Annotated in this window: 13 protein-coding genes; 11 read left to right on the forward strand and 2 right to left on the reverse strand. The window is 68.2% G+C overall.

Going from position 1 to position 15,860, the window contains the following annotated elements:
* Positions 1-55: 55 nt before the first annotated feature.
* Complete coding sequence (locus tag AB0F17_RS51530) at positions 56-1,345, forward strand: MFS transporter (protein WP_358039760.1); 1,290 nt, start codon at positions 56-58, stop codon at positions 1,343-1,345.
* Positions 1,346-1,377: 32 nt separating this feature from the next.
* On the opposite strand, the gene AB0F17_RS51535 is transcribed toward AB0F17_RS51530, so the two are convergent.
* Positions 1,378-2,781: a CCA tRNA nucleotidyltransferase gene (locus AB0F17_RS51535; protein WP_358039763.1), complete on the reverse strand. Its 1,404-nt coding sequence runs from the start codon at positions 2,779-2,781 to the stop codon at positions 1,378-1,380.
* 148 nt (positions 2,782-2,929) lie between these two features.
* Here AB0F17_RS51535 and AB0F17_RS51540 point away from each other — a divergent pair, with 148 nt between their 5' ends.
* The 8 genes from AB0F17_RS51540 (at position 2,930) to trxA (ending at position 11,871) form a co-directional block, all read left to right on the forward strand.
* The gene (locus tag AB0F17_RS51540) at positions 2,930-3,454 is read left to right on the forward strand and encodes a YbaK/EbsC family protein (RefSeq protein WP_358039765.1); all 525 of its coding nucleotides are present in this window, start codon (positions 2,930-2,932) and stop codon (positions 3,452-3,454) included.
* A gap of 47 nt (positions 3,455-3,501) precedes the next feature.
* The gene (locus AB0F17_RS51545) at positions 3,502-5,619 is read left to right on the forward strand and encodes a DUF6049 family protein (protein ID WP_358039767.1); all 2,118 of its coding nucleotides are present in this window, start codon (positions 3,502-3,504) and stop codon (positions 5,617-5,619) included.
* Entirely contained in the window at positions 5,616-7,229 is a 1,614-nt protein-coding gene (gene murJ, locus AB0F17_RS51550) for a murein biosynthesis integral membrane protein MurJ (RefSeq protein WP_358039770.1), read from the forward strand. Before AB0F17_RS51545 ends, murJ begins: the two co-directional genes overlap by 4 nt.
* Before the next feature lie 165 nt (positions 7,230-7,394).
* Positions 7,395-8,900: a protein kinase family protein gene (locus AB0F17_RS51555; RefSeq protein WP_358039773.1), complete on the forward strand. Its 1,506-nt coding sequence runs from the start codon at positions 7,395-7,397 to the stop codon at positions 8,898-8,900.
* Positions 8,901-8,916: 16 nt separating this feature from the next.
* Positions 8,917-9,552, forward strand: coding sequence for an RNA polymerase sigma factor SigM (gene sigM / locus AB0F17_RS51560; protein ID WP_358039776.1), 636 nt, complete (start codon positions 8,917-8,919; stop codon positions 9,550-9,552).
* Complete coding sequence (locus AB0F17_RS51565; protein ID WP_358039779.1) at positions 9,542-10,432, forward strand: zf-HC2 domain-containing protein; 891 nt, start codon at positions 9,542-9,544, stop codon at positions 10,430-10,432. The genes sigM and AB0F17_RS51565 overlap by 11 nt, the downstream gene beginning before the upstream one ends.
* 154 nt (positions 10,433-10,586) lie before the next feature.
* Positions 10,587-11,519: a thioredoxin-disulfide reductase gene (gene trxB, locus AB0F17_RS51570; RefSeq protein WP_358039878.1), complete on the forward strand. Its 933-nt coding sequence runs from the start codon at positions 10,587-10,589 to the stop codon at positions 11,517-11,519.
* A gap of 37 nt (positions 11,520-11,556) precedes the next feature.
* A complete protein-coding gene (trxA, locus tag AB0F17_RS51575; RefSeq protein WP_214635245.1) occupies positions 11,557-11,871 on the forward strand; it encodes a thioredoxin in 315 nt (104 codons plus the stop codon).
* Positions 11,872-11,981: 110 nt separating this feature from the next.
* Here trxA and AB0F17_RS51580 read toward each other — a convergent pair whose 3' ends face one another.
* Complete coding sequence (locus AB0F17_RS51580; protein WP_219535088.1) at positions 11,982-12,599, reverse strand: GNAT family N-acetyltransferase; 618 nt, start codon at positions 12,597-12,599, stop codon at positions 11,982-11,984.
* Positions 12,600-12,868: 269 nt separating this feature from the next.
* On the opposite strand from AB0F17_RS51580, the gene AB0F17_RS51585 reads away from it, so the two are divergent.
* Both AB0F17_RS51585 and AB0F17_RS51590 read left to right on the forward strand, forming a co-directional pair.
* Positions 12,869-14,101, forward strand: coding sequence for a PLP-dependent aminotransferase family protein (locus tag AB0F17_RS51585; protein ID WP_358039881.1), 1,233 nt, complete (start codon positions 12,869-12,871; stop codon positions 14,099-14,101).
* Between the two features lie 167 nt (positions 14,102-14,268).
* Positions 14,269-15,225: a D-alanine--D-alanine ligase gene (locus AB0F17_RS51590; protein ID WP_358039783.1), complete on the forward strand. Its 957-nt coding sequence runs from the start codon at positions 14,269-14,271 to the stop codon at positions 15,223-15,225.
* The last annotated feature ends 635 nt before the right edge of the window (positions 15,226-15,860 follow it).

Below are 15,860 nucleotides of genomic sequence, written 5' to 3' on the forward strand. Positions count from 1 at the left end.
ACCGATGAATACCTGCTGTACCAACCTGTGAATCAGGCGGAAGTAGGCTGACTGCGTGTCTTTCGTCGCCGATCTTCGTGTGGTCCAGAAGGGCCGGGACTTCCGACGGCTGTTCGGTACGCGGCTGGTGTCCCAGTTCTCCGACGGGATCTTCCAGTTCGGCGTGGCCGGATTCGCCTTCTTCAGCCCGGAGTCGCAGACCACGGCTCTGCAGGTCGCCGCCGGGCTGGCCGTGCTGCTGCTGCCGTACAGCATCCTGGGGCCGTTCGTCGGCGTCTTCATCGACCGGTGGTCGCGGCGGCAGATCCTCGTCGTCGCGCCGCTCGTGCGCGGCGCGCTGCTGCTCGTGGCGGCTGCGCTGGTCGCCGTCGGCGTGCCCGACCCGGTCTTCTACGCGGCCGCGCTCGGCGTGCTCGCGGTCAACCGGTTCTTCCTGGCCGCGCTCGGCGCGTCGCTGCCGCACGTGGTGCCGGAGGACCGGCTGATGGCCGCCAACGCGGTGGTGCCCACCTCGGGCACGGTCATGACGTTCGTCGGCGCCGGGGTGGGCTTCCTGCTGCGCGAGGTCTTCGGCAGCGGCGACCTGGGCGTGGCGCTGCTCCTGGTCGTCTCGGGCACGGTCTTCGGGCTCAGCGCGCTGATCGCCCGCACCATGGAACGCTCGCTGCTCGGCCCCTCCTTCGACCCCGGGCGCCCGCAGGCCCGCGAGGCCGTGCGCAACGTGCTCGTCGGCCTCGTCGACGGCGCCAAGCACCTGGTGAGCCATCGCAGAGCCGCCGCCACGATGGGCGCGATGGCCACGCACCGGTTCATGTACGGCATGGCGACCGCGCTCGGCATCATCCTCTACCGCTACTACTTCTCCGGCGGCGACTCCGAGATGGCGCTGCGCGGGATCAGCCTGGTCGTGGCCACCTCGGGTGTCGGCTACTTCCTCGCGGTGATCATCACGCCGTATGCCACCGAGCGGTTCACCATCGAGCGGTGGGTGTCGATCGCGCTGGCCGCGGCCGGCGTGCTCACGGCGGTGCTGGTCGCGCCGTTCCAGGCGTGGAGCCTGCCGGTCGCCGGGTTCGTGCTCGGCATCGCCGGGCAGAGCGTCAAGATCTGCGCCGACGTCACGGTCCAGCGCGACGTGGAGGACGCCTACCTGGGACGCGCCTTCTCGATCTACGACATGCTCTTCAACGGCATGTACGTGCTGGCCGCGGCCCTGTCGGCGGGGATCCTGCCCAGCAACGGCAAGTCGTACGCGGCCGTGGTGATCGTCGCGGCCGGCTACCTGGCGGGCGCCCTGATCTACCGGATGATCACCCCGACGCCGCGCGCCGCGGCCTCCCACTGATCAGGCGGCCGCCACGCGGGCTCACGGCCTGATCAAGCGGGCGCCGCGCCGGTCTCCCGCGCCCACTCCAGCAGCGCCTCGGCGGCGGTCTCCTTGCCGACCATGCCCTTGTCCAGCCGGAGCTCCAGCAGGAACTTGTACGCCTGCCCGACCACCGGCCCGGGACCGACGCCGAGGATCCGCTGGATCTCGTTGCCGTCGAGCTCCGGGCGGATCTTGGCCAGCTCCTCCTCGTCGGCCAGCCGGGCGATGCGCTCCTCCAACTGGTCGTACGTACGCGACAGGACGGTCGCCTTGCGCTTGTTGCGGGTCGTGCAGTCGGCCCTGGTCAGCTTGTGCAGCCGGTCGAGCAGGTGACCGGCGTCGCGCACGTAGCGGCGCACCGCGCTGTCGGTCCACTCGCCCGTGCCGTAGCCGTGGAAGCGCAGGTGCAGCTCTACCAGTTGCGACACGTCGGCCGACACGTCCTTGGGGAACTTGAGCTCGGCCATGCGCTTCTTGGTCATCTGCGCCCCCACCACCTCGTGGTGATGGAAGGAGACCCGCCCGCCCACCTCGTGCCGCCGCGTCTTGGGCTTGCCGATGTCGTGCAGGAGCGCGGCCCAGCGCAGGATCCGGTCGGGCTTGCCGTCGTCCTCCTGGGCGATGGCCTGGTCGAGGACGGTCAGCGTGTGCTCGTAGACGTCCTTGTGCCGGTGGTGCTCGTCGATCTCCAGGCGCAGCTTGGGCAGCTCGGGCAGCACGTGCGCGGCCAGCCCGGTCTCGACCAGCAGCCGCAGGCCCTCGCGCGGGTAGGTGCCGCAGATCAGCTTGTCGAGCTCGTCGCGGATGCGTTCGGCCGAGACGATCTCGATGCGCTCCGCCATGTCGGTCATCGCCTGGATCGCCTTGGCGTCGACCGTGAAGCCGAGCTGCGAGGCGAACCTGGCGGCGCGCAGCATGCGCAGCGGGTCGTCGTCGAAGGACTGCTCCGGCGTGCCCGGCGTGCGCAGCAGCTTGGCCGCCAGGTCGGTCAAGCCGCCGTAGGGGTCGACGAACCCGTGCGCCGGCAGCCGCACTGCCATCGCGTTGACCGCGAAGTCGCGCCGCTCCAGGTCGGCCTCCAGCGTCTCGCCGTACATGACGTCAGGCTTGCGGGACTTGGGGTCGTACGACTCGCTGCGGTAGGTGGTGATCTCCAGCAGCGAGCCGCCCTTGCGCACGCCGACCGTGCCGAAGTCGATGCCGATCGTCCAGACCGAGTCGGCCCAGTCCCTGACCAGCTCGAGGACCCGTTCGGGCCGGGCGTCGGTGGTCAGGTCGAGATCGTTGCCCACGCGGCCGAGCAGGAGGTCGCGCACCGGGCCGCCGACGAGGGCCAGCTCGTGCCCCTTCGCGGCGAACAACCGGCCGAGCTCGTCGGCCACCGGAGCGATCTTGCGGAACAGGTCATTCATGGCCCGCTGCTGGCTTTCGGTCAGATTTGAGTCGGACAAGCTGGGTAGGTCCTTTGATTCCGGAACATATCCCCCGAGCCACATCCAGTCGGGGTTACCGTCGGTCAGGGGACCGTCGGGGCCATGGAACCAGGCAAGGAGGTCTTCTATGAAGGACGCCCTCGCGATCCACCGCTGGCTCCTCGCACACCAGGTCCATCATGAGATCGTACGCCTTCCGCGCCCCATGACTTGCGTGGACGAGCTACCTGATGCGGTCTCCGCCGCGCCCGAGCGGTGCGTGGCCGTCACGGTGTTCGAGGTCGCCACGAGAATCGGCCGCGAGGTCGTCGTCGCCGTCGTCTCCGCCGTCTCCGATCCGCCGCAGCCCGGGGCCGTCGGCGGGGCGCTCGGCGTGCGGAATGTACGGCTCGCCCCGGATTTCCTGGTCAATTCCGCCACCGACTACGCGGCCGGGCTCGTCAGCCCGTTGCTGCTGCCCGACGGCCTGGCCATGGTGGTGGACGACCGGCTACGCGCCGATGCCGATGCGATCTTCACGGCCACCGGCGAGCGCCACACGGCCCTCACCATGCGCGCCCTTGACCTGCTGACACTCCTGCGTGGCAAGACGGTGAACCTGCGTGTCCCACGACCTCGAGGAAGTCGTCAGGCGGTCGCGACGCGGCACTGAACCCGTACCATTGCGGGCGTGCGTCGTACTCCAGCTCGGGCGGACGCGTGATCCGTAAGGCCACGCTCCTCGCCGTTCTCTCCGCCGCGTTGCTCGCGCCTACGGTCGCGACGACGCCGAGTACGGCTGCCGTGAAGACGCCGGGCACGACCGCCGCGACGGCCAGCAGGGAGTCGATGGCCATCGCGATCACCTCCATAACGCCCGACGCGCCGCCGAGCTCGACCACGCCGATCAAGATCACTGGCACAGTCCGTAACGACATGGGCGAGACGCTGACCGGGCTGAGCGTCCGGCTGCTGTACACAGGGCAGAAGTTCACCGACCGCGCCACCATGACCGCCTACCAGTCCGACCAGAACCCGGCGACTCTGCCAGGGAACGTCGCGGTCAGCTCGGCCGTGCTGCTCCCCGCCCTGGAGGCGGGCGCGTCCAAGACCTTCGAGATCATCCGGACGCCCGTGCAGCTCGGGCTTACGTCGTTCGGCGTCTATCCCATAGCCGTCGACGTGGCCCGGTTCAACGTGCCGATCTCCACGCAGCGCACCTACCTGACGTACGCGCCGCCGACGCCCCAGAAACTGCCGGTCAACCGGCTGGCCATCGCCCTGCCCATCATCGACCAGGCGCATCGCGCCGAGAACGACAACTTCGTCGACGACAAGCTGGGCGCGCAACTGACCGGCAAGGGCCGGCTCGCCCAGCTGGCGGGCATCGCCTCGACCGCGCCCAAGAGCGTCACCTGGTTCTTCGACCCCGCGCTCCTCGACGACGTACAGGCCCTGTCCAAGCCGCACCGGCTCAAGGGCAAGAACCAGGCCGCCGACCCCAACGCCACGAAGTGGCTCGACTCGCTGCGCACCGCGCTGGCCGACTCCCCGGTCGTGGCCACGCCGTACGCCGATCCCGACGTCGCCGCGCTCGCCCACCAGGGCCTGGACGGCCAGACCGGCAAGGCGATCGCGATGGGCGGCCAGGTCGCCACGGAACTGCTCAAGCGCAACGTGCCGCTGACCACGAACTGGCCGGCCGGGGGCGTGCTCGATCCCGACGCGCTCGACCTGCTCTCCGTCGCCAAGGTCGACCGGGTTCTGCTCAACTCCACGAACCTGCCGCCGCAGCAGCAGCCGGTCACGGTCACGCCCGACGCCGCCAGCACGCTCGACAGCGTCCAGGGGCCGGTCACCGCGCTGGTCGCCGACCCGGAGCTCACCCGCACGTTCGAGCCCGATTCCACCGCCCCGAACTCGGTCCTGCTGAACAAGCAGCACTTCATCGCCGAGACCGCGATGATCGCCGCCGAGCCCGGCCAGACGAAGCCCAGGTCACTGGTCATCGCGCCCTCGCGGCGCTGGGACCCGAACCCGACGCTGGTCAACACCCTGCTCAAGACCGCGAACCGGCTGCCGTGGCTGGCGCTGACCCCGCTCAGCTCGATCAAGCCGAGCAAGACGCCCACGCCGAGGGCCGCGCTCACCTACACCGACCAGGACCGCAAGGACGAGCTCAGCGCCAAATACCTCGGCCCGATCAAGGACGTCGCCGCGAAGGCGCAGCTCACCGCCCTGATCGCCGAGACACCCAAGCAGCACTCCGACTTCGACGCCGCGGTGCTCAGGCTGACCTCCGCGTCCTGGCGCAACAGCACGCGCGCGGGCCGCGCGGCCACCAAGCTGATCGACGAGGCCGTCCAGACCCGGATGAACAAGATCTCCATCACCGGCGCCGACCCCGATCGGCCGCGCACGCTGGCCGGGAGCAACGGCCAGGTGCCCATCAGCGTGAAGAACGCGATCGGTGACACGATCGCCCTCTACATCGATGTGAAGAGCAACAACCCCGAGCTCCTCCAGATCGACGCCACGCAGTCGCGGAAGCTGCTGACGATCCCGAATGGCAGCAACGACGGCGTCCAGGTGCGGATGAACGCGTCGACCAGCGGTGACGCCACGGTGAGCGTTCAGCTCATGACCAGGAACGGCCTGCCGTACGGCAAGCCCGTCAAGCTGACCGTCCGCACCACCGGCTACACGGGCATCGCCCTGGTGATCGTCGGGGCGGCGCTGGCGGTTATGCTCGCCGCGGTCGTGACACGGTTGCTACGACGCAGATCGCAGCGACGGCTGGCACGGGCCGCCAAGAGCCGGGAAAGTGAGACCGTATGAGCCGCATATTGCGGGCCAGCGCCATCATGGCGGCGGGCACGATGGTGTCCAGGGTCACGGGATTCGTGCGGACGATGGTGCTCGCCTCCGCGATCGGTACCTTCGCCATGGGCGACGCCTACAACGCCGCGTACGCCATTCCGTACAGCATCCTCGACCTGCTGCTGCTCGGCGTGCTCAGCAGCGTCGTGGTGCCGATGATCGTCAAGGCGCAGCAGCGCGACTACGACGGCGGCCGGGCGTACGAGCAGCGCCTCATGACGCTGGCCACGGTCGCGCTGCTCGTCGTCGCCGTGCTCGCCGTGCTGGCGGCCCCGCTGCTCATCGACCTCTACACCACCGACTGGGAGCCTGGCAGCCGCAAGTTCGAGGTCGCGGTGCTGCTGGCCCGGTTCATCCTGCCGCAGCTGGCCTTCTTCGGCGTCGGCGCGGTCGCCGGGGCCATTCTCAACACGCGTGACCGTTACGCGGCCCCCATGTGGGCGCCGGTGGTCAACAACATCGTGGTCATCTGCGTGCTGGTGCTCTACTTCGTGGTGGCCGGCAAGTCCGGCGGTGACATCGCCCAGGTCACCAACGGCCAGATCGCGCTGCTCGGCCTGGGCACCACGGCGGGCATCGTGGCGCAGGCCGCCGTGCTGATCGTCGCGCTCAAGCGGATCGGGTTCTCCTTCGTGCCGCGCTTCGACGTGCGCAACGCGCGGCTCGGCGAGATGGGCCGGGCGGGGATCTGGACCATCGGCTACGTGGTGGTCACTCAGCTCGGCTTCATGCTGACCACCAACCTGTCCAGCGCGGCGGGCGACGCGGTGCAAGGTCACGGCATCAGCCCGTACACGCTGGCCTTCCAGCTCTTCCAGCTGCCCTACGGCGTCATCGGCGTCTCGGTGATCACGGCGATGCTGCCCAAGATGAGCCGGGCGGTGGAAGACGGGCGGCTCGACGAGGTCCGCTCCGAGTTCGGATCGAGCGTGCGGCTCATCAGCTCGGTGATGGTCCCGGTGTCGCTGCTGCTGATGGTGCTCGGCCCGGCGATCACCGTGCCGTTGTACGGCCATGGCGCCACCTCGGCGGAGGCGGCCGTCTACATCGGCAACGTGCTGCAGGTCTACGGCCTGGCGCTGGTGCCGTTCGCGATCTTCCAGTTGCTGCTGCGGGTCTTCTACAGCTTCGGCGACACCCGGACGCCCGTTTACGTCGGCGCGGCGACGACCGCGGTCAACGCGCTGCTGATGGTACTGTTCAACGTCCTGCTGTCGGCTCGCTACGCGGTGATGGGATTGGCCTTCGCCTATGCCGTCGCCTATACGATCGGGGCGGGCGGGGCCTGGATTCTCGCCGCCCGTCGCGTCAGGGGGCTGGGTGGCTGGAAGATCGGAATGGCTCTGACCAGGATGTACCTGTCGGCGTTGCCCACCGCGGTGCTGGCGCTGGTCTCCGTCTGGGCGGTTCAAAATGTGTTCGGCGGTCTTACCTTCCTCAACTCGCTGATCGCGCTGGCCGTTGGCGGCGGGCTGGGCATGCTGCTGTACCTGGGCGTCGCCCACCGCATGCGCATCCCGGAGGTCAACTCGATCGTTGGGATGGTTGCCGGGCGGGTAGGCCGGTAAAGAACGCGGGTGGAACCGGCGCGGCACTAGCATGGTGCCGACACGCGCGAATGGAAGCAGGAGGGGCGTGGGCGGAACCACCCGGCATAGCGTGCCTACGTGGTACACCCCCACGCAGGTGAGTCGAGTCATGTGCACCCCCGAGCGGCCGAGCGGAGTCAGTCAGTGAGCACGTCGTCGGTCGAACCCGGCACCCGTCTCGCCGAACGCTTCCGGCTTGAGGACAGGGTGAGCGAGTCCGATGGAGCCACCCTGTGGAAGGCGATCGACGAGATTCTCGCGCGACCCGTCGCGGTCCACACCTTCTCCCCTGACTTTCCCCGCGTCCATGAAGTGGTCACGGCCGCCCGCGCGGCCAGCAGGCTAACCGATCCGCGCCTGACCCAGGTGTTCGACGCGGCCGAGCACGACGACCACTCGTACGTGGTCAGCGAGTGGGTGACCGGCGACACCCTGTCAGACCTGCTCGCGGCCGGCCCGCTGGAGCCGGAGCGAGCCGCCGGCCTGGTCGCCGAGGCCGCCGAGGCGCTGACCCACGCCCACGAGGCCGACCTCTACCACCTGTGCCTGCGCCCCGAGCACCTGGTGTGGACGACCGGTAACACGGTCAAGGTGCTCGGCGTCGCGGTCGACGCGGCACTGTCCGGCCTCACCACCGACCAGCCCGCCCTCGACGACGCCGAAGGGCTGGGCCGCCTGCTCTACGCGGGGCTGGCCGGCCACTGGCCGGGCGACGAGGAGGAGACCGGCCTGCCCACGGCGCCGATGATCGACGGGCACTTCTGTACGCCCCGCCAGGTCACCGCCGGAGTGCCCGGATACCTCGACGCGGTCACCATCAGGGCCTGCCTTCCCGAGTCCCGCAAGGGCCACGCCGCGCTGACCAGCCCGTCCGAGATCGCCGACGCGCTCGCCAACGTGGCCCGGCCCATGCCCATCCCGATCGCCTATCCCCCGACCCCGGCGGTGCAGTCGGCCTCGCACTCCGAAGGCATCGAGACCGAGCGGCGCCCGCCGCTGCCCCCGCAGCCCCGGCCCATGCCGCCCCGCGCGCCGAGCGGCGGCAGCATGCTCAACCGGGTGCTGATGACCGTCGTGGTGCTGCTCGTCATCGCCGCGGTCGGCGTCGGCGCCTGGACGATCGGCCGCAGCCTGGGCAGTCCGAACGCCCCGCAGGCGGAGACCTCCCCGACCGCCTCGGCCTCCGCGTCCGCGCAGCCGATGGTCGTCGTCAAGCCGGAGAAGGCGAGCGGCTTCGACCCGCTCGCCGACCGGGAGGAGAAGGGCGAGATGGCGCCGCTCGCCATCGACGGCAAGCCCAGCACGTTCTGGAAGACCGAGAACTACAACAGCGCCGACCTGGGCAATCTCAAGGACGGCGTGGGTCTGCTGCTCGACATGGGCAAGTCCGTGCAGATCGACGACGTGGTGGCTACGCTGGCCGAAGCGTCCGGTGCGAGCGTCGAGCTGAAGGTCGGCGACGCGCCCGAGCTGGGCTCGCTGAAGACCGTCGCCAAGGAGAAAAACGGGTCCGGGAAGATCACCTTGAAGCCTGATCAAGCCGCAAGTGGGCGGTACGTTTTGATCTGGTTTACCCGTCTTCCGGCAGATGCGGGCAAGTTTCATGGCACCATCTATGAAGTAGTGGTGCATTCTCCCGGATCGGCATAACCCAGGAATCCCTCTTGTGAACTCCCCACCCGATACACCTTCATCCGCGGACCGGCCCGCCGTCACCGACGCCGAGCTGCTGACCGCGCACATCAATGGGGATCCTCACGCCTTCAGCGAGATCGTCAAAAGACACCGTGACCGCATGTGGGCCGTTGCCCTGCGCACGCTGGGCGATCCCGACGAGGCGGCCGACGCCGTGCAGGACGCTTTCGTATCCGCTTACCGGAAGGCGGGCACGTTCCGCGGCGAGGCCGCGGTCACCACTTGGCTGCACCGAATCGTGGTCAATGCCTGCCTCGACCGGATGCGCCGCAAATCTGTCAGACCGGTCGCCGATGACGAGCTCATCGAGGCCGCCGAGCGTGACACGCCCATGCCCGATCAGACGGGTGAGCGTGAGGTTTCGATGGAGGTTTCGGCCGCTCTGAAAATGCTTCCTACAGACCAGCGGGCCGCGCTTGTGCTCGTCGACATGATGGGCTATTCGGTCGAAGACGCAGCTCAGGTGCTCGAAGTGCCCAGCGGGACGGTGAAGAGCCGGTGCGCGCGGGGGCGCGCGAAACTTGCCCCGATTCTTTCGCATCTGCGGAACCGATCGGACCTCAGTCGCGTCTCATCCGCGAAGGGAGCAGAACTTCGTGACGGGTGATACGCACTACGATCTGGAAATCCTGGCCGAGTTGGCCGAGGGTCTCCTAGACGCTGGCACGGCCCGCCAGGTCCGCGAGCATCTCGCGGTATGCGACCCCTGTGGGGAGCTACTGGCCGATCTGGCAGCGGTTCGCGAGGTGCTCGCGGCGACTCCGACTCCGGCTATGCCGATGGGGGTCGCACTGCGCATCGACAAGGCTCTGGCCGCCGAAGCGGGATCCGGGCGCGGGGGTGTCGGCCTCGCGGAACCACCCAACTGGGATGAGCTCATGCGGGACTCTCCCTGGGTACCGGGAAACGACCCTCTGCCGGGAAACGACCCTCGGCAGGAGCCGGTACGCCTCGGGGTGGTCTCCGATGACGGCACCATCGTCCCAGCCGGGCGCAAGGCCGCACGACGACGCCGGTGGGCGATGCCCGCGGTCGCCGCTGCTGCCGCGGCGGCTGTGGTGGGCACCGCGGTGCTCTCGACCAACCTGTTCTCGGGTGGCGGCACCATCGTCGCCGGACAGCAGGGAGTGACCGCTGACGCGCCGTCGCCGACCAGGGTGACCGAGCGGGGCAAGGCGTACGCGCTTACCGACAGCGGGCACAACTACAGCGACCAGGAGTTGAAGCAGCCACTCGAAAGCTTCTTCGGGCCCGCGCCCATAGTGGGTGGCGGCTCCTCTGACGTCGACGGGGTCGACAAGTGCGTCAACCGGGTGGCGAACCGTACGAAGCTCAAGGTCTTCGCGGTCGACCAGGGGCAGTACAACGGGCAGGAGGCCGTCATCATGACCTCCTGGAAGAACAAGTCGGCCAAGACCCTTCGCATCGACATCGTCGACCCGTTCAACTGCAAGAACCTGCGCAAGCCCACGGTGGGCAGTTGGTAGCTTGATGAGCCGCCGGTAACTTGATTCCCACGTCAGAGCCCGCTTCGGCGGGCTCTTTCGTTATGGGCGTACGTTGAGAACGAGCCCGGGAATCACGGCGGCCTAGGATCTGTTGAGGCGACAGGCAAGAGCAGACGAGGAAGGCGTGAGAGCGTTGAGCGACGTGCGTAACGTGATCATTATTGGATCCGGCCCCGCTGGATACACGGCGGCCGTTTACTCCGCGCGTGCCGAGCTCAAGCCGCTGGTCTTCGAGGGGTCGGTCACGGCAGGCGGTGCGCTGATGAACACCACCGACGTCGAGAACTTCCCCGGTTTCCCCGACGGCATCATGGGCCCCGACCTGATGGACAACCTGCGCAAGCAGGCCGAGCGGTTCGGCGCCGAGCTGGTCGCGGACGATGTCCTCGAAGTGGACCTGGCGGCCAATCCCAAGGTGATCAAGACCCACAGCGAGACCTACTACGCCAAGTCGGTCATCCTGGCCATGGGCTCCGGCTACCGCGAGCTCGGCGTGCCCAGCGAGAAGCGGCTGTCCGGTCGCGGTGTCTCCTGGTGTGCCACGTGTGATGGCTTCTTCTTCCGCAACAAGGACATCGTGGTCGTCGGTGGCGGCGACACGGCGATGGAAGAGGCCACGTTCCTGACCCGCTTCGGCCGCATGGTCACCGTCGTGCACCGCCGCGACGAGCTGCGGGCCAGCAAGATCATGCAGGATCGGGCGTTCGCGAACGACAAGATCCGCTTCGTCTGGGACAGCGAGGTCGTCGATGTCCTCGGCGCCGATCGGGTTGAGGCCGTCAAGCTGCGCAACCTCAAGACCGGCGAGGAATCCGAGCTGGCCACCGACGGGTTGTTCATAGCGATCGGCCACGACCCGCGCACCGAGCTGGTCAAGGGGCAGATCGACCTCGACGACGACGGCTACGTCAAGGTGTCCGCGCCCACCACGGAGACCAACATCGACGGCGTCTTCGCCGCGGGTGACGTGGTCGACCACATCTACCGGCAGGCCATCACCGCGGCCGGCACCGGCTGCTCGGCGTCACTCGACTCCGAGCGCTGGCTGGCCACGAACGACAACTGACGCTGGCAGGCCACGAACAACAATTAAGGAGCGCACCGTGAAGGCAGTAACCGACGCCACCTTCGAGGCCGAGGTCCTCAAGAGCGACAAGCCCGTGCTCGTCGACTTCTGGGCCGAGTGGTGCGGCCCATGCCGTCAGGTATCGCCCATCCTCGAGGAGATCGCCAAGGAGCACGGCGACAAGCTGGAGATCGTCAAGCTCAACATCGACGAGAACCCGGATGTCCCGCGCAATTATGGTGTGCTCCAAATCCCCACGCTGAACGTCTATAAGGGTGGAGAGGTCGTGAAGCAGATCATCGGCGCCAAGCCGAAGGCCATGCTGCTGCGCGAGCTCGAGGGCCTCATCTGACGACGCCCGTACCGTTTCAACCGGAAGCCCCCTGGCGAGATTCGCTCAGGGGGCTTCCGTTTGGCGTCGTGTCTTGGCGTTGTTTCTTGCCGTCGTGCCCTGAGAAGGCGTCAGACGGGACGAAGGGCTCGTTCCGGGCTCATGGAGCCGAGCAGGCGCTCCAAGGCCACCTCGACGTCCTCACGCCACGAGACGGCGGTCTTCAGCTCCAGCCGGAGCCGGGGGAACCGCAGATGCGGGCGTACCGTCTTGAAACCTACGGAAAGCAGGTAGTCGGCCGGGACCACGCAGCTCGGCTCCTCCCACTTGAGGTCGCCGAAGGCCTCGATGGCCTTCACTCCGCGGCGCGTCAGGTCCTTGGCCACACCCTGGATCAGCATCCGGCCCAGGCCGCCACCCGAGAACTCCGGGATGATGTGCGCGGTCATCAACAGAACCGCGTCCGCACTGACCGGCGAGGTGGGGAAGGCCACCGAACGGGGGGTGTAGAGCGGCGGGCTGTAGACGACGAATCCGGCGGGCACCCCGTCGACGTACACGATCTTGCCGCAGCTGCCCCATTCGAGCAGCGTGCCGGAGAGCCATGCCTCTTTCTCCAGCGCTGGATCACCAGAATCGATCGCGCGCTCCCCGCTGACCGGGTCGAGCTCCCAGAAGACGCACCGTCGGCAGCGGCGCGGCAGATCGTCCAGATTATCCAGGGTTATGTTGACCAGCCGACGCGACAACTACGGCCCCAATCGTTGACCCGGAAAAGCGCGCGAAAAACGCGTCCCCACCTGGCATCGTAGCCCAGTGACGGTCCCGCCATCGGCTAGCACCACGGTCAGGCCCGGTCACAGCCGACATGTCCGGCTGGCGTAATCTGGTACTTCAGCGACAAATGACACCAAGGAGGTGGACCGTGACGGAAGAGCTTGATCACGGTCAGACGCCCGCGACCCAAGGGTCGCGCATCGACGCCTACGTCGATCGGTACGCAGCTCGAGCTACCGGGATGGTCGCCTCCGAGATCCGAGCTCTTTTCGCCGTCGCGTCGAGGCCCGAGGTGGTCTCGCTCGCGGGCGGCATGCCGTACGTCACGGCCCTCCCTCTCGACATGGTCGGCGAGCTGGTGTCCGATCTGGTCACCAGGCGCGGTACCGTCGCGCTGCAGTACGGCTCCGGGCAGGGCGATCCGCACCTGCGTGAGCAGATCTGCGACGTGATGCGGCTGGAGGGGATCCAGGCCGGGGCGAACGACGTGGTCGTCACCGTAGGTTCGCAGCAAGCGCTTGATCTGATCACCCGGATCTTCATCGACCCGGGTGACGTGGTGCTGGCCGAAGGTCCGACGTACGTTGGCGCCCTCGGCACTTTCGCCGCATACCAGGCCAAAGTGGTTCATATCGCTATGGACGATCAGGGCATCATTCCCGAATCCCTCGCGCAGACCATCTACGCGCTTGAGACCGCGGGTGCCCCGATCAAGTTCCTCTACACGATCCCCACCTTCCAGAACCCCGCCGGCGTCACCCTGAACGTGGCCCGGCGGCAGCAGGTGCTCGACATCTGCCAGCGGGCCGGGGTGCTGATCATCGAGGACAACCCGTACGGGCTGCTCGGCTTCGACGGCGAGCCGATGCGTGCGCTGCGGGCCGACAATCCCGACGGCGTGGTCTATCTCGGGTCGTTCTCCAAGACGCTCGCCCCCGGGTTCCGGGTGGGCTGGGCGCTGGCGCCGCACGCCATCCGCGACAAGCTCGTGCTGGCCATGGAGTCGGCCGTGCTCTCGCACTCGTCCTTCACCCAGTTGGCCGTGGGCCAGTACCTGGCCACGCAGCCGTGGCGGGAGCAGATCAAAACGTTCAAGGAGCTCTATCGCGAGCGACGCGACACGCTGCTCGACGCGCTCTCGGCGCTCATGCCCCCCGAGGTCAGCTGGACCCGACCGGCCGGGGGCTTCTTCGTGTGGGCGACGCTGCCGGAGGGCCTGGACTCGAAGGCCATCCTGCCGCGGGCCGTGGCGGAGCGAGTGGCGTTCGTGCCCGGGACCGGGTTCTTCTCCGATGGGAGTGGGGCTCGGCAGATGCGGCTGTCTTACTGCTTCCCCGAGCCCGATCGGATTCGGGAAGGGGTTCGGCGGCTGGCCGGGGTGATCGAGCAGGAGATCCAGCTGCGGGACACGTTCGGGACCGGGTCGACTCGGGGGCACGTGGGCGTGGATACGCCCGGGCCTGATTTGGCCTGACCTTTTCTTGGCCGGCGTCCCAAGCGGGCGCCGGCCACATTCGCCGTGGCGTGTACCGATGCGCCCGGAAACTCCGTTACCCGCACGGTAGAAAGCACCTGCTGTACACCATTCCACCCAAGCGCCGGTACGGTTGGACCGCGTGTGCGATCAGCGGAGGAGAACTAATGAGCGATCTGGGCCACGTACTCGTGCTGGCCGGGGGACTCTCCTACGAGCGGGAGGTATCCCTGCGCTCGGGTCGCCGGGTGAGCGAGGTGCTGCGGGCGGTGGGCATCGACGTGGAGGCCCGCGACACTGACGCGTCACTCGTGCCGTACATCCTGGCCGATCCTCCGGACGCGGTCTTCGTCACGCTGCACGGCGGCGCGGGCGAGGACGGCGCCATCCGTTCCATCCTCGAACTCCTGAACGTCCCTTACGTCGGCGCCAACCCCGACGCGTGCCGGGTCGCCTTCGACAAGCCCACCGCCAAAGCGGTCGTACGCTCGGTCGGCCTGCGCACCCCCGCGTCGGTCACCCTGCCCAAGGAGACCTTCCACGACCTCGGCGCCACAGCCGTCCTGGGCCGCATCGTGGAGCATCTCCGCCTCCCCCTGTTCGTCAAGCCCGCCCGCGGCGGCTCCGCCCTGGGCGCCTCGATCGTCCGCACCGCCGAAGAACTCCCCGCCGCGATGGTCGGCTGTTTCGCGTACGGCGACACGGCGCTGATCGAGCGTTACGTGGAGGGCGTCGAAGTAGCGGTCTCGGTGGTCGACCTGGGCAATGGCCCGATCGCCCTGCCTGCCGTCGAAATCGTCCCGGATGAGGGCGTCTACGATTACGCGGCCCGCTATACCGCCGGCCACACCGAGTTCTTCGCCCCCGCCCGCCTGTCCGCCAAGGCGGCGGCCGCCTGCGCCGAAACCGCCGTGACGGCTCACACCGCCCTAGGCCTCCGCGACATCTCCCGCACCGACCTCATCGTCGACGCCTCAGACGAGGCTCACTTCCTGGAGGTCAACGTGGCTCCCGGGATGACGGAGACGTCCCTGCTGCCGATGGCGGCGGAGGCAGCGGGCCGGGACCTTGGCGACCTCTGCCGGATCCTCCTCCAGAACGCGGCCTCCCGCTCCCACGCTTAACCACATCCCCAGGGCTCCGACCCCGGCTCCCCGTCGTACGTCTTTTCGTACGTCCAGCTTCGTACGTCCAGCGCCGTCCTTACCTCGCCTTCGCACGCCCAGGCGCTCCCCCGGGAACGGCCGTACCCCGGTTCCGCCCTCACACGCCCTCGCCACGTCGGCCGGCACTGGGTCGGCCGGCACTGGGTCGGCCGCTGGCCCGGCCAGACACTCCCCTAGATCCCCTCGACAACCCCGTTACCGGCCCCACTCTCCTTCACACGCCCAAGCGCTCTCCTACCTCCCTTCGGCAATCCCGACGCGACCTCACCCGCCTTCACGCGCCGGGCGGAGACCTTGCCTTGCCTTCAATCCCAGACGCGCCTCTGCCTCCCCCCTCCAGTGTCGAGCTTCTGCTCGGCGTTTCCTTCGCACCGACCCCTACCTCGCCTTACGGCCAGGCGCTCTCCTACCTCTCCTCGGCATTCCCAGCACGATCTCCGCTTCGCCTCACAAGCCCAGCACCGGCCTCGCCTTGCCCTTCCCCCGCCAATCTCCGTCCCCAGCCCAATCGCCGCCCCTGGCCCAATTTCTCAGGCCACGCTTTTCTCTTCTTCCTCTTCCTCGCCTCTCATGACCGCTCACCACACCGGCTC

Origin of the sequence: Nonomuraea sp. NPDC026600, from assembly GCF_040638335.1 — a bacterium.
Classification (GTDB): Bacteria; Actinomycetota; Actinomycetes; order Streptosporangiales; family Streptosporangiaceae; genus Nonomuraea.

Excerpts from the sequence above, each read along its gene's own strand:
- AB0F17_RS51535 (WP_358039763.1), bottom strand. The coding sequence starts at position 2,781 with ATGAATGACCTGTTCCGCAAGATCGCTCCGGTGGCCGACGAGCTCGGC.
- AB0F17_RS51590 (WP_358039783.1), top strand. The coding sequence starts at position 14,269 with ATGAGCGATCTGGGCCACGTACTCGTGCTGGCCGGGGGACTCTCCTAC.
- murJ (WP_358039770.1), top strand. The coding sequence starts at position 5,616 with ATGAGCCGCATATTGCGGGCCAGCGCCATCATGGCGGCGGGCACGATG.
- AB0F17_RS51585 (WP_358039881.1), top strand. The coding sequence starts at position 12,869 with ATGGTCGCCTCCGAGATCCGAGCTCTTTTCGCCGTCGCGTCGAGGCCC.
- AB0F17_RS51540 (WP_358039765.1), top strand. The coding sequence starts at position 2,930 with ATGAAGGACGCCCTCGCGATCCACCGCTGGCTCCTCGCACACCAGGTC.